13 protein-coding genes are annotated in these 13,407 nt (G+C 65.0%); 5 read left to right on the top strand and 8 right to left on the bottom strand.

Going from position 1 to position 13,407, the window contains the following annotated elements:
• The first annotated feature begins 2 nt into the window (after window positions 1–2).
• The 5 genes from R4P47_RS14080 (at window position 3) to R4P47_RS14060 (ending at window position 5,997) form a co-directional block, all read left to right on the top strand.
• A complete protein-coding gene (locus tag R4P47_RS14080; protein WP_317785048.1) occupies window positions 3–2,387 on the top strand; it encodes an excinuclease ABC subunit UvrA in 2,385 nt (794 codons plus the stop codon).
• A 33-nt stretch (window positions 2,388–2,420) separates the two neighbouring features.
• Window positions 2,421–2,975 (top strand): isochorismatase family protein, encoded by a 555-nt coding sequence (locus R4P47_RS14075; RefSeq protein ID WP_317785047.1) that lies wholly within the window; start codon window positions 2,421–2,423, stop codon window positions 2,973–2,975.
• Between the two features lie 19 nt (window positions 2,976–2,994).
• The gene (locus R4P47_RS14070; protein WP_094641753.1) at window positions 2,995–3,672 is read left to right on the top strand and encodes a GAP family protein; all 678 of its coding nucleotides are present in this window, start codon (window positions 2,995–2,997) and stop codon (window positions 3,670–3,672) included.
• A gap of 23 nt (window positions 3,673–3,695) precedes the next feature.
• A complete protein-coding gene (locus tag R4P47_RS14065) occupies window positions 3,696–4,496 on the top strand; it encodes a HugZ family protein (protein WP_269594079.1) in 801 nt (266 codons plus the stop codon).
• A gap of 97 nt (window positions 4,497–4,593) precedes the next feature.
• On the top strand, window positions 4,594–5,997 hold the full coding sequence (locus R4P47_RS14060; protein WP_269594078.1) for an NAD(P)/FAD-dependent oxidoreductase: 1,404 nt from the start codon (window positions 4,594–4,596) through the stop codon (window positions 5,995–5,997).
• Window positions 5,998–6,083: 86 nt separating this feature from the next.
• Here the strand turns inward: R4P47_RS14060 and R4P47_RS14055 are convergent, their stop codons facing one another.
• The 8 genes from R4P47_RS14055 to R4P47_RS14020 all read right to left on the bottom strand — a co-directional run bounded on the left by R4P47_RS14055 (window position 6,084) and on the right by R4P47_RS14020 (window position 13,290).
• The gene (locus R4P47_RS14055; protein ID WP_269594077.1) at window positions 6,084–6,752 is read right to left on the bottom strand and encodes an urease accessory protein UreD; all 669 of its coding nucleotides are present in this window, start codon (window positions 6,750–6,752) and stop codon (window positions 6,084–6,086) included.
• A 6-nt stretch (window positions 6,753–6,758) separates the two neighbouring features.
• Entirely contained in the window at window positions 6,759–7,463 is a 705-nt protein-coding gene (ureG, locus tag R4P47_RS14050) for an urease accessory protein UreG (RefSeq protein WP_094641747.1), read from the bottom strand.
• Between the two features lie 39 nt (window positions 7,464–7,502).
• Window positions 7,503–8,159, bottom strand: coding sequence for an urease accessory protein UreF (locus R4P47_RS14045; RefSeq protein ID WP_317785046.1), 657 nt, complete (start codon window positions 8,157–8,159; stop codon window positions 7,503–7,505).
• The gene (locus R4P47_RS14040) at window positions 8,159–9,880 is read right to left on the bottom strand and encodes an urease subunit alpha (protein WP_317785045.1); all 1,722 of its coding nucleotides are present in this window, start codon (window positions 9,878–9,880) and stop codon (window positions 8,159–8,161) included. Before R4P47_RS14040 ends, R4P47_RS14045 begins: the two co-directional genes overlap by 1 nt.
• The gene (locus tag R4P47_RS14035; protein WP_094670151.1) at window positions 9,880–10,512 is read right to left on the bottom strand and encodes an urease subunit gamma; all 633 of its coding nucleotides are present in this window, start codon (window positions 10,510–10,512) and stop codon (window positions 9,880–9,882) included. The genes R4P47_RS14040 and R4P47_RS14035 overlap by 1 nt, the downstream gene beginning before the upstream one ends.
• An 85-nt stretch (window positions 10,513–10,597) precedes the next feature.
• Window positions 10,598–11,878, bottom strand: a complete 1,281-nt coding sequence (locus R4P47_RS14030) for a DUF6986 family protein (protein ID WP_317785044.1) — start codon at window positions 11,876–11,878, stop codon at window positions 10,598–10,600.
• Window positions 11,879–11,883: 5 nt separating this feature from the next.
• The gene (locus tag R4P47_RS14025; protein WP_269594223.1) at window positions 11,884–12,300 is read right to left on the bottom strand and encodes a PaaI family thioesterase; all 417 of its coding nucleotides are present in this window, start codon (window positions 12,298–12,300) and stop codon (window positions 11,884–11,886) included.
• A 267-nt stretch (window positions 12,301–12,567) separates the two neighbouring features.
• A complete protein-coding gene (locus tag R4P47_RS14020) occupies window positions 12,568–13,290 on the bottom strand; it encodes a hypothetical protein (RefSeq protein ID WP_317785062.1) in 723 nt (240 codons plus the stop codon).
• Between the last annotated feature and the right edge of the window lie 117 nt (window positions 13,291–13,407).

The following is a 13,407-nucleotide window of genomic DNA, read 5'->3' as shown; positions in this document are numbered from 1 at the left end:
TCATGGCGACGAAGAAGGTCTCGGAGGGCTCGGCACGGCATGCTGCCGACAGTCACGATTCGATTCGTGTTCAGGGGGCGCGGCAGAACAATCTCCAGGACATGGATGTGGAGCTGCCCAAGCGGCGACTGACCGTGTTCACCGGGGTCTCCGGCTCAGGAAAGAGCTCGCTGGTCTTCAGTACGATTGCGGCCGAATCACAACGCATGATCAACGAGACCTACAGTGCCTTCGTACAAGGATTCATGCCCACGCTCGGCCGCCCGGATGTCGACGTCATGGACGGACTCACAACGGCCATCATCGTCGATCAACAGCGCATGGGCGCAAATCCTCACTCCACCGTCGGCACCGCAACCGATGCCAACGCCATGCTGCGGATTCTGTTCAGCCGAATCGGAAAGCCGTACATCGGCTCCGCACAGGCCTTTTCGTTCAACGTCGCGTCGGTGTCCGGTGCAGGTGCGTACAAGGTGGACAAGGGCGGCAGGCAGACCACAGAGAAGAAGTCCTTCACCGTGACAGGTGGCATGTGCCCACGCTGTGAGGGCAGAGGCTCCGTCAGCGACTTCGACCTGACCGCTCTCTACGACGCGAGCAAGTCGCTCAACGAGAGCGCGATCACGATCCCCGGCTACAGCATGGAGGGCTGGTACGGCCGAATATTCCGCGGCTGCGGGTATTTCGACCCGGACAAGCCCATCTCGAAGTACACCAAGAAGGAACTCGACGACCTGCTCTATCGCGAACCGACGAAGATCAAGGTCGACGGCATCAATCTGACCTATTCGGGGCTCGTGCCGCAGATTCAGAAGTCGTTCCTGTCCAAGGACGTCGACGCCATGCAGCCTCACATCCGCGCCTTCGTCGAACGCGCGATCACCTTCACCACCTGCCCGGACTGCCTCGGAACCAGGCTCAACGAAGGTGCTCGGTCGTCGAAGATCAAGGGCGTCAACATCGCCGACGCATGTTCGATGCAGATCAGCGACCTGGCGAAGTGGGTGAGCGGCCTGAAGGAACCGTCGGTGGCACCGCTGCTGACCACACTGGGCGAGACCCTCGACTCGTTCGTCGAGATCGGGCTCGGCTACCTGAGCCTGGATCGTCCGTCGGGAACATTGTCCGGTGGAGAGGCCCAGCGTATTAAAATGATTCGCCACCTCGGATCCTCGTTGACCGACGTGACGTACGTGTTCGACGAGCCGACCACCGGTCTGCATCCCCACGACATCGAGCGGATGAACAACCTGCTGCTTCAGTTGCGGGACAAGGGAAACACCGTACTCGTGGTCGAGCACAAACCCGAGACGATCTCCATCGCAGACCACGTCGTCGATCTGGGCCCCGGTGCGGGAAGCGCGGGCGGGCACGTCTGTTTCGAGGGCACCGTCGACGGATTGCGGCAGAGCGACACCGTCACCGGTCGGCATTTCGACGATCGGGCATCACTGAAGGAATCGGTGCGCGAGTTCTCCGAAGTACTCGAAATCCGCGGCGCGAACTCCCACAATCTGCGCGACGTGGACGTCGACGTTCCACTCGGAGTACTGGTCGTCGTCACCGGCGTCGCAGGCTCGGGCAAGAGTTCGCTCATTCACGGATCGCTCTCGGGGACAGACGATGTGGTGTCGGTCGATCAGGGGGCGATACGCGGGTCGCGGCGGAGCAACCCCGCGACGTACACCGGGTTGCTCGAACCGATCCGCAAGGCGTTCGCCAAGGAGAACGCCGTCAAACCCGCATTGTTCAGCTCGAACTCCGAAGGCGCGTGCCCGACGTGCAACGGCGCTGGCGTCCTCTACAGCGACCTCGCGATGATGGCCGGGGTGGCCACGGTGTGCGAGGAGTGCGAGGGCAAGCGATTCCAAGCTTCGGTACTCGAATATCACTTCGGCGGGCGCAACATCGACGAGGTGTTGTCGATGTCGGTCGCCGAGGCCGAGGAATTCTTCTCCGACGGGCCGGCGAAACTGCTCCCGGCACACAAGATTCTGCAGCGATTGAACGACGTCGGGCTGGGCTACCTGAAGATCGGCCAGCCGTTGACCACGCTGTCGGGTGGAGAACGCCAACGCCTCAAGCTGGCGACGCACATGGCCGACAAGGGCGGGATCTACGTGCTCGACGAACCCACAACCGGACTGCACCTCGCCGATGTCGACAAGCTCCTCGGGCTGTTGGACCGGCTGGTCGACTCGGGCAAGTCGGTGATCGTCATCGAGCATCATCAGGCCGTCATGGCCCACGCCGATTGGATCATCGATCTCGGTCCCGGTGCCGGGCACGACGGCGGACTGGTCGTGTTCGAGGGCACGCCGTCCGATCTGGTGGCGGACGGTTCGACCCTGACGGGCAAGCACTTGGCCACGTATGTCGGGAGTTGACGTGCAACCGAACACGAGAACAAGGGAGATGCCGTGACCATCCTGCCCGACCGGACCGCAACCGCACTGGTGATCGTCGACGTGCAGAACGACGTGATGGTCGGCGTCCACGAGCGGCAGCGCGTCATCGACAACCTCGTGGCTCTGGTCTCGCGTGCACGGGAGACGAGCACGCCGGTGATCTGGGTGCAGCACTCCGCCGAGAAGGAGCTGCGCTTCGGAACGGACGGGTGGAAGCTTCTCGACGCTCTGTCCGTGGTTCCGGGCGATCCGATCGTCCACAAGAAGCACGGCGATGCCTTCGAGGACACCGGTCTCGAAGCCGAGCTCGCCGCCTCCGGTGTAGGGCATGTCGTCATCGCCGGAGCGCACACGGATTTCTGCATCAGGTCCACGCTGCATGGTGCCCTCGTCCGCGGATACGACGTGACGCTGGTGAGCGACGCACACACTGCCGAGGATCTGACCGAGTGGGGCGCACCGCCACCTGCGCAGGTCATCGCGCACACGAATATGTACTGGGACAACCAGACCGCTCCCGGCCGGACCGCCGAGGCCGTCGTCACCGAGAAGGTCACCTTCGACTGACCGATATCCTGGACCCTCCATGGTGACCTTGCTGCTTGCGCTTGTCGGATTTGCGCTACTCGATTCACTCGACGTGCTGCTGATCGGCGTGACCGCTGCCATAGCTGTGCACTCGAGAACCACCCGCCGGTCTCCTTTCCGAGCCGGGCTGGCGTTCGTCGGCGGAGTGTTCACGGCGACCACCACGTTCGGCATCCTCACCGTTCTCGGCATCGACTTCTTCACCGATCTGTTCGACATCACCATCACTGCCACGCTCCGGTATCGAACGGAACTGGTTGTGGGGCTGGTGCTGATCGGTCTCGGTGCACTGCGCACCACCGAACGCCGCCCACCGGCGTGGGCAGCCCGAGCCGGCTCGAGCATTCCCGTCGTTGCCCTGACCGGACTGACGATCGGTCTGGTGCAGGGCCCGACGGCAGTGCCGTATCTCGCCGGGTTGACGATGCTCTCCACCTACGATCCCCGTCCGCCGTGGTGGCCGGCCATCGTCGTGGTGTACTGCCTGATCGGGCTGCTACCGCCCATCCTCGTTCTGATTCTGGCGTCGAGAAAGAGTCGACGTTCCCGGCGGGCGTTCACCGCGACCGTGCGGGCTCTGACGCGGTACGGCCCGCCGACGGTGCGCGTCATCTTCGTCGTACTCGGTGTCGCACTCGTCGCCGACGCGCTCGTTCATGCCCGAGACCTCCTGTAGGTCGTCGCCGTAAGCTTCTGCGCATGGCACTCGATCATGGCGATCCCGGTGACGCCCCGTCCGTTCCCCCTCCCCTGGCCCCCGTCGTCGAGGACCGTCGGCCGTCCGCGGCCGAGGAAGCACGCACGATCGCTGCGTCCACCAACACCGCAACTCTTGCGAGCCTGACCGCGGACGGCGATCCCTGGGCTTCGTTCGTCACATACGGATTGCTCGACGGCGCTCCCGTTCTGTGTGTCTCGCGAATGGCCGAACATGGACGCAACCTCACCGGTGATCAACGGATGAGCCTGTCGATCGTGGCACCGCAATCGCAGACCGATCCGCTGGCGTCGGGCCGAATCACGCTGGCAGGTGTGGTCGAGCGGCCGGAGGGCGACGAGCTGGCCGCAGCACGCGCGGCGCACCTCGACGGCGTACCGGCGGCGAAGTACTACCTCGACTACAGCGATTTCACGCTCTGGGTCATGCGCGTGCATCGGGTCCGGTGGGTCGGCGGATACGGCCGGATGGATTCTGCAACTGCCGAAGCGTATTCCCAGGCCGCGCCCGATCCGGTGTCGCCGACCTCCGCGTACGCGGTCGAGCACCTCAACGCCGACCACTCGACGTCGCTGACTGCGATGGCCCGCGAACTGGGCGGCTTTCCCGATGCGACGTCCGCGGAGTGCACGGCAGCGGACCGCTACGGACTGGATCTGAAGGTGCACACGCCGCGCGGAATCGCGTACACCAGGGTCGGTTATGCGACTCCGATCGGCTCGGCTGCCGAACTGCGAGCCGCGACCGTGGAACTGGCGAAGCGCGCAGCAGCCGGCCGATAGGTGTGCACTGCCACCACAGACACCACGACCTTGTCGAGACGCCGCGATCGATGGCGACTACCGTTGACCGCACACCGCAATCGTTAGGGAGCAGGTAATGAGCATCCAACCGCTCGAATCGAAGCGTCACCGCGTCGTCGTCATCGGTTCCGGGTTCGGAGGTCTGTTCGGCGTCAAGGCGCTCAAGAAAGCCGACGTCGACATCACCCTCGTCGCCAAGACGACACACCACCTTTTCCAGCCTCTCCTCTATCAGGTCGCGACAGGCATTCTGTCCGTCGGCGAGATCGCTCCCACCACCCGCGTCATTCTGCGCAAGCAGAAGAACGCCGAGGTGCTGCTCGGAGACGTGCTGAACATCGATCTCGAGGCCAAGACGGTGACGTCCAAGCTCCTCGAACGCATCACCGTCACTCCGTTCGACAGCCTGATCGTCGCTGCAGGCGCACAGCAGTCCTACTTCGGCAACGACCACTTCGCCGAGTTCGCGCCCGGCATGAAGACCATCGACGATGCACTCGAACTTCGAGGACGCATCCTCGGTGCGTTCGAGCAGGCCGAACTCTCCGACGATCAGGAGGAGAAGGACCGCCTCATGACCTTCGTGGTCGTCGGCGCGGGTCCCACCGGTGTCGAGCTCGCCGGGCAGATCGCCGAGCTCGCCGATCGCACCCTCGACGGAGCTTTCCGCAACATCGATCCGCGCGACGCCCGCGTCATCCTGCTCGATGCCGCTCCCGCCGTGCTGCCGCCGATGGGCGAGAAGCTCGGCCGCAAGGCTGCCGAGCGGCTCGAGAAGCTCGGCGTGGAAATCCAGCTCAACGCGATGGTCACCGACGTCGACAACGACGGCCTGACCGTCAAGGAGAAGGACGGCACGACGCGTCGTATCGAGGCGCAGTGCAAAGTCTGGTCCGCAGGCGTGCAGGGCAGCCCCCTCGGCAAGCAGCTCGCCGACCAGTCCGGATCCGAGACCGATCGCGCCGGACGCGTGCTGGTCGAACCGGACCTCACCGTCAAGGGTCACCCGAACGTGTTCGTGGTCGGCGACCTGATGTCGGTCAAGGACGTTCCGGGCATGGCGCAGGGTGCCATTCAGGGAGCGACCTACGCTGCCAAGCTGATCAAGGCGTCGGTCAAGGGCCAAGACGATCCCGCTCAGCGGGCCCCGTTCAAGTACTTCGACAAGGGTTCGATGGCGACGGTGTCGCGGTTCAACGCCGTGGCCAAGGTCGGCAAGCTCGAGTTCGGTGGATTCATCGCCTGGCTCATGTGGCTCGCTCTGCACCTGTACTACCTCGTGGGCTACCGCAGCCGCATCACGACCGTCATCTCGTGGTTCGTGACGTTCCTCGGCAAGGGCCGCGCGCAGATGGCGTCGACCGAACAGCAGGTGTTCGCGCGATTGGCCATCGAGCAACTCAACTCCCTCGAACGTGCAGGTGCCGTCAAGACGGACGCAGCCGATCAGGAGCAGGAACGCGAGAAGGCCGCAGGCTGATCAGCAGCTGACCCGTCGCTACGACTACGACGCACGGGCCGACGACATTCCGTCGGCCCGTGCGTCGTTCGTTTGTCAGGGCTGTCTCAGCCGAGCGAATCGACAGGCTGTAGACGACGCCCCACCGAGGTACTCAGCGAACCGCCTCCGGCTAGCGCCAGCCGGACGGAACCGTCTGCCAGATCGACCTCGGACGCCCGAGTATCGGGATACCTCAGCGTGCTGGACATCGACAGCGGTGCCGACAACGCGTCGTGCGCAACCGATCCCGCACCCAGTTCCACTCGATGACGCAGCAGCGGGCTGCCTCCGACGTCGCATCGCATCGCACTGCTCCACTGTCCCGACGCTTCCTCGAAGCGGCCGATCTGCGTTCGTTCCCGCAACCACAGAGTCGAATCCTGTTCCAGCACAACAGTGTTGATCACCGAGTGTGAGGCATCGGAGACGACGACCATCGGTTCCGGGTCGAAGACCAGCGACGCACCTGCACCGACCTCGAAGTGCCACTGCGCAGAGGAGTGACGGTGCAGCCCACCGGGCATCGCCAACGACGCCGCGACACTGCGCACCTCCAGGTGCGCGCCGGCCGCCACCGAAATTCTGACCACGATGGTGTCGCCGCCGAGCGGAGTTGCCGCCGTTCCGATCAGGTGAACCGTGTCCGGTCCCGTCTGTCGGCCGGCGAGTCCACCCACCGAGGTGATGCGTGGGCTCCGGCTGCGGCTCGCGTCGATGCAGAGCTCTGTGTGCATCGACGCTCAGTGCGTGTGGGCATGTGCGTCGGCGTCGGCGATCACCTTCAGCTGCTCCCGCACCCACTCGAGCACCATGGTCGCCGCCGGATCGTCGGTGAGGGAGATCAGCGCAGTCGGGCGCCCCTCGCGTACCTGAGCCGCGTCCCGTTCCATGACACCGAGATCAGCTCCGACGTACGGAGCGAGGTCGGTCTTGTTGACGACCAACAGGTCGGAGAAAGTCACACCGGGACCGCCCTTACGCGGCACCTTGTCTCCCCCGGCAACGTCGACGACGAATATCTGCACGTCGATCAGACCGGACGAGAACGTCGCCGTAAGATTGTCGCCACCGGATTCCACGAGAATCAGATCCAGGGGCGGGTTGTTCTCGATCAGATCGTCGATGGCGTCGAGATTGGCCGTGATGTCGTCTCGGATCGCGGTGTGTGGGCATCCACCGGTCTGGACCGCCGTGATGCGCTCGTCGGGCAACACGGCGTGCCGACGCAGGAAGTCCGCATCCTCGGTGGTGTAGATGTCATTGGTGAGTACGGCGAGCGAAAGTTCGTCGCGCAGTTCGCGGCACAGTGCAGCCACCAACGCCGTCTTCCCGGAACCGACGGGTCCACCGATGCCGACGCGCAGCGCGTCACCTGCCACCCGTGCGCGCTTGGGCCGATCCAAACCGTGGTCGTGGGGCTCACCGTCGATCAGGTGCGGGGGCATGTCGAACTCCTTGTCGCTAGAGAAAAAATGGATCCGTACTCAGGATACGAACAACGGCCGATCGCGGACGGCGTGGGCTTCGGCGAACATGTCCAGCAACGGATCCGACAACTCCATCAGCTCCGGCAGGCACTCGCACACCGCCGAGGTCACGTCGTCGCAGAAGTCGCCCAACCGGATGGTGCACGCCGCGACCTCGGCCGGATCGAGCGCGAGCAGACGCTGGGCGGCAATCGCCGACCCGGTCATGGTGATGTACACCTGCACGGCGGCCGTGTCGGTAACCGACAGGCCCGCCGCGAGTCCGACGTGCCCGGCGGCAACGGCCAGATGCGGCTTGCGGCCGATTGCCGCCCAATCATGATGCGGCCAAGCAGACTTGGCCAACCGAAGCAATCCGCGACCCTGAGCACGGGAAGCAGACCTCGCGGCAGGGGACGGTGTTCGTGCGTCGGATTCGGCATCTGCCTCGTCCGTGCTCGACGACCCGTACACCAGCGATGCGGCAATGGACGCCGTTGTGGCCCCGGAGGTTCGGATGCGGCGTCGCAGAAACGCCTCGAGCGTCGCGATGTCTCGGACGAAGCCCGAGGCGATCGCTTCCTCCGCGCCGCCGGAATGCACGTGGCCACCGGTGGGCAGCCGTGAATCCGCAAGCGAGAGAAGCGTGGTCACCTGCAGTCGGGCATCGGGCATCAGAAGAGGAAGTATCGCTGCGCCATCGGCAGTTCGGTTGCCGGCTGCTCCGTCCACACGTCCCCGTCGATACGGACCGTGAAGGTATCGGGATCGACTCGGATGTCGGGCAGAGCGTCGTTGAGTGCCATGTCCGACTTCCTGACACCGCGCACGTTCTTGACCGGAACCAACCGACGATCGCAGTTCAGACGTCCGGCCAGTCCGTCCTCGATCGCCTGCGGGGCAACGAAATGCAGCGACGTCGCGGCGGCTGCCTTCGGCGACGCCCCGAACATAGGACGTGGCAGTTCGGGTTGTGGGGTCGGGATGGACGCGTTGGCATCGCCCATGGCAGCCCAGGCGATCATGCCGCCCTTGATGACCATGTGGGGACGCACCCCGAAGAATGCCGGATCCCAAAGCACCAGGTCGGCGAGTTTGCCCGGCTCGATCGAACCTATCTCGTCGTCGAGGCCATGTGCGACGGCCGGGCAGATGGTGTACTTGGCGACGTAGCGCATGACTCGGTTGTTGTCGGCTCCGTTGTCACCTGCGAGGAAGCCGCGACGAGACTTCATCACGTGGGCCGTCTGCCAGGTGCGCAGAACCACCTCGCCTATCCGGCCCATCGCCTGAGCGTCGCTGCCGATCATCGAGATCGCACCCATGTCGTGCAGCAGATCCTCGGCCGCGATGGTCGACGGCCGAATTCGGCTCTCGGCGAAGGCCAGATCCTCCGGAATCGACGGACTGAGGTGGTGGCACACCATCAGCATGTCGAGATGCTCGTCCAGGGTGTTGACGGTGTGGGGCCGCGTCGGGTTGGTCGAGCTGGGGAGGACGTGCGGCTGCGCCGCCACGGTGATGATGTCGGGTGCGTGCCCGCCGCCCGCACCCTCGGTGTGATACGCGTGAATTCCGCGTCCCCTGATCGCATCGAGGGTGGTCTCGACGAATCCGGCCTCGTTGAGAGTGTCCGAGTGCAACGCTGCCTGAACGCCTGCGTCCTCGCACACTCGCAGGCACGCGTCGATCGCGGCCGGGGTCGATCCCCAGTCCTCGTGCAGTTTGAAACCCGATGCGCCTGCGCGCAATTGCTCCCACATCGAGTCGGGATTGACCGTGTTGCCCTTGCCGAGGAGCACGATGTTCATCGGCCAGTCGTCCAGTGACTCGAGCATCCGAGACAGGTGCCATGCGCCCGGGGTGACGGTGGTGGCCTTGCTGCCTTCGGCGGGGCCGGTGCCGCCTGCGATCACCGTGGTGATGCCACCACCGAGAGCCTCCTCCTTGATCTGCGGACAGATCAGATGGACGTGGCAGTCGATACCGCCTGCGGTGACGATCTTCCCGTTGCCCGCGATGATCTCGGTGGACGGGCCGATGACCAGATCGGGATGCACCCCGGTCATGGTGTCGGGATTGCCCGCCTTCCCCAGCGCCACGATGCGTCCGTCGCGAATACCGAGATCGGCCTTGATGATTCCCCAGTAGTCGACGACGACAACCCCGGTGATGACCGTATCGGGAGCGCCGTCGGCGCGGGTGGCTCGGGACTGACCCATCGATTCACGGATCACCTTGCCACCGCCGAACACGGCCTCCTCACCGGCATTGCCGGGGCCACCACTGCGGTCCTCGGTGACCTCGATCACAAGATCTGTGTCTGCCAAGCGAATTCGATCACCCGTGGTGGGGCCGAACAACTGGGCGTATCGACTGCGACTCATACGCGCCATCAGCTGTCCAACTTTCCGGGAGGTGTCATGCTCAATCCGTGTACCTCGCGCGTGCCACCGAGGGGAACGAGCCGAATCGTCTGTTCGATGCCGGGTTCGAAACGCACCGCCGTGCCGGCGGGGATGTCGAGGCGACAGCCGTGCGCCCGCTCGCGGTCGAACTGCAGAGCTGCGTTCGACTGCGGGAAATGCACGTGGCTACCCACCTGTACCGGCCGATCTCCCGCATTGACGACGGCCATGGAGATCACCTCGGCGCCGTCGTTGATCTCGATGTCGCCTGCGACGGTGATGATCTCGCCTGGAATCAGGTGACCGTCACCCCGCTTCGGAGAGATCGGCTCGTGCACCGTGATCAGTTTCGTGCCGTCCGGGAAGGTCGCTTCGACCATCACCTCGGGGAGCAACTCGGGCACGCCGTCGATGACGTCGTCGGCCCCGAGAATCTCGCGACCCGAGGACATCAGGTCTGCGACCGACCGGCCGTCGCGGGCACCCTCGAGGAGATGATCGGTGATGACCGCGATCGCCTCGGGGTGATTGAGTTTGAGGCCGCGTGCCTGGCGACGCCGAGCGAGCTCGGCCGCGTAGCTGACGAGCAGTCGGTCCTGCTCGTGCGGAGACAATCGCATTGAAGTTCTCCGTCCCGATCGGTGATGGTGCCCGGCAATTCTGACACGCTTACGACCCGCCGGCAGCGGAGCGCGCCGACGCACCTCATCCGAGCGGCACGGTCACCGATCGATCGAGCAGTCCCCGCAGCACGTTTCGGTCGATGCCGGCAGCCACGTTCTGCAACTCGGCGATGCCGAACGCGCCCGAATCCAGGCCCCGCACCAGAACGCCTGCCAACGCCTGCGCTGTCGCCGGCTCGTCCATCACCTCACCACCCTGGCGGTCGAGGTAGCTGCCCAGCCGAGCAGCAGCGACCGGCATGGCCTGACGGAAGAAGCCGAATGTCGCCGCCCATCGCGTCACCAGGTGGCCGGGATGCATGTCCCAGCCCTGATAGAAACCACGCTCGAGGGATCTGGTCACCAGCTCGAAATGTCGACGTGCGGACGCGGCCACCTGCGCGGAATCGCCCGTCGGCACCACCTGAGTCGAACCGTCGCACACCCATACCCCGGTTTGCGCCGCTGCCGCCAGCATGACGTTCTTCGCATGGTCCGCCACCGGATGGGCCAGTGACTGCTGTGCAGAGGTGATTCCGCAGGCGGCACTGTAGTCGTAGGTCCCGTAGTGCAGGGCGGTGCAGCGGCCGTCCGCCCTGGTGATCGCCCTCGCGAGGGTCGCCGTTCCGTCGGCCCCGATCACCGCCTGCGGGCTCTCGATCTGCAGCTCGAAGCGAAGGGCGCGATCGGGGAGGCCGTGCGCACGTTCGAGTTCCTCGCACAGGGCGACCACAGCGGCTACCTGCGAGGCGGCACGGAGCTTGGGTACGGTGAACACGAAGCCGTCGGGTACTCCCCCGGCTCCGTCCAGGACCAGCTCCAGGGTGCGAATCCCACGCCGACGCTCATGTGCGGCAAGCCCTTTGGCGCGGATCCCGAGCCACGTCGGTCCGGCCGGATCTTCGGCCAAAGTGGACAGTGCTGCCCCGACTGCGGTCGCGTGGCGGTCCTCGACGGCGTCGGATCGCCATCCGTAACCGTCCTCGAAATCGAATCTGAGGTCCTGGATGGGCGCACTTCCGAGCCGGTCGCGCACGAGGGGTAAGGCGTTCTGGGTGTCGAGTCCGGCGAACACCTCGGGGTGGGCGTCCAGGATTGCCAGAGCGGCAGCACCCCATTCGGCGGGCACAGCCGCCGACGCATCCGAGGCCGATACGTAGACGGTGTGAGAGGGCTGGCCACCGACTCGGTCGCCCGGATAATGCTGCGCGAGTTCGTCGTCGATGGGACCGAACAGTGATTCGAGGCGATCGAAGGCGTCGGCAGTCAGTGAAATTGCGCCCGGCCGGATGGAAGAGTCGGCGCTGTCGCTGTGTCCCGTCATGGGCATCACTGTCCCAGATGCGCCGTGTTTTCGATATTCGCCAGCCGGACCTTGCCCTGAGCAACCAGGCGTCCACTCTCGTCCGTCATGTCGACCTGCCAGAGCTGCTGGGTGCGGCCCCGATGAATCGGATGTCCGTGCGCGGCCAGGGTTCCCGATCGAGTCGCGCGCAGAAAGTCGGTGTTGTTGTTGGTTCCGACCACGTGCCCCCTGGAGCCGAACCAGGCCGATCCGCCGATACTCGCCACCGACTCGACTACCGAGCACAAAACCCCGCCGTGCATGATTCCGGCCGGCTGGTGGAGCTGCGGACTGACGGTCCATTCCGCGCGCACCTCGTCGCCGGATACCTCGAGGTACCGCAGGCCGATGACCCCGTCGAATCCTCGTGCACACAATTCGGTGAGCTGTTCCGGCGTCATGGTGTCGAAGGAGGTCTCCCCCGTGGTGCCGTTCGAGTCCGTCATTGCTGTGCCTTCCGGTTGCGTCGAGAGGGTGGCCGACTCGGCAGTCGGCTCCCGTTCAGAGATACACGACGATGGACCCACAAAAATCGGTGGGCCTCTCGTTCGCGAAGAACGAGAGGCCCACCGTGGCAAGGACCGGGAGTCACTGCAGCCCTCAGGACTCCGGCGCGGTCCGTTGGTACGAAGTCAGCATAGGCAAACCTTAGTTTCGGCACAAGGCCTTCATGATGCCCGCAGTCTCGCGCGGCCAGGAACGCCGACGCGTGACCGCACGGGTGCCTCGGCCGCGACCATGGCGTCGAGCAGCATCTGACCCCGGCGCGCACCTGCCGATGCGCTCGCCCCAGCCAGAATCGGTACATACGTCGAGGCCCCCAGGATGGCGTCGCCGACCAGAGCCCAGAAGACACGCGCATCCAGCGGTGCGCGGTCGGCGATCGCGCGGAACACCGCGCCGAGCGACGTCGTGCATCGATGTGCAGTCCAGACCAACAGAGCCTGTTCGCACGGAAGTGTGACCGTGCCGGGCTCACCCGCGGCGGGATCCTCGGGTAGCACGCGCAGGATCGGCGATGTCACTCCTGCCCAATCGATCCCGCCGTCACTGTCCATGTGGATCCACAGATTGTCGATGCCCGGATCCCAAGCTCGTGCCTCCAACACCAGCAGCGCGGCCACGCGCCCGACGACGGCATGGATCAGAGCCGTAGCGACCTGCACTGCCGCAGCTTCGGGAACGTCGAGATCCTCGAGCGATCGCCGGTACATCTGCTCGACGCGACCGTCGTCGAGACCCACCGCCAACTGCCACCAACGGCGCTTGCCCTCGTTCGCCATCGCTGCCACCGCGTACATCCGCGGGTAATCGGGGTTGAGTGCACGCAGGGTCGCACACGAGTCGGCCAACAGCGCCGCCCCGCCGAATCGACTCGAGAATCGATGCACATCGGCCCAACCCGTACACGACGCTGCTGCAACTGACACCTGATCGCTCCTCAGTTTCCCGGCGGGTGCACGCGTCGCACCCCTACCCACTTAATGTAGGTTAGCCTAACCAGAGCG

Origin of the sequence: Rhodococcus sp. IEGM 1370, assembly GCF_033142325.1 — a bacterium.
Taxonomy (GTDB): domain Bacteria; phylum Actinomycetota; class Actinomycetes; order Mycobacteriales; family Mycobacteriaceae; genus Rhodococcoides.
Note: the sequence above shows the minus strand (reverse complement) of the source record. Positions and strands in the feature narration are given on the sequence as shown.